Source organism: Pollutibacter soli, from assembly GCA_029269725.1.
GTDB lineage: Bacteria > Bacteroidota > Bacteroidia > Chitinophagales > Chitinophagaceae > Pollutibacter > Pollutibacter soli.
Genome location: JARJHS010000028.1, coordinates 1 through 557, shown reverse-complemented (window position 1 = coordinate 557; position 557 = coordinate 1). Strand labels below are relative to the sequence as shown.

Annotated in this window: 1 protein-coding gene; it reads right to left on the bottom strand. The window is 42.2% G+C overall.

Annotation, left to right across the window (positions count from 1 at the left end):
- A partial coding sequence (locus P2W82_RS24700) for a hypothetical protein (RefSeq protein ID WP_336518632.1) occupies nt 1-373 on the bottom strand: 373 nt, incomplete at its 3' end.
- Between the last annotated feature and the right edge of the window lie 184 nt (nt 374-557).

Here is a 557-nt window from a genome sequence, read left to right as displayed (position 1 = left end):
CTGACACGCCGTCGATTTTGTGGGAGACAATGTGCCGATAGCAGAAGCCACCGGAAGGGGCTTTGCTACAAGCATGAGACTGAACTATTTTATAGTCGCCGTCAAGCAATATATCGGACACCCGGTAAGTTCGATTGTTCGCTGGGATGAACAATTCGAAATCCGCCGCTGTGTTGCCATCTGGCACTTGATTTAAATAAAATAACCTAAGCAATCTTAAACTATCAGTCGGTGCACTTTTATCAAGAGCCACAGCATAATAATTAGAGTTATCCATAGCTTTAGCTGTGCTGTCTAAATAAAAATGCTGCTCGTTGGTTTGTTGGCTAAAATTGCTGCCGGCTTTGTACCATTTTAGTACAATGGTGTCCAATTCCGTATATGAATACCCGTAGAAAGTAATATTATCGAGGTCCCGACCACAAATTACGTCCGTTGTGCACTGCTGAGAGCAAGATGCGGCAAAACAAATGAACAACAAACAGACAAGATATTTCATAGGAGGTTTTGTAAAAAGAAGCAACAAACATACCAAAAACCAGCTGAGTTGTTCGCAC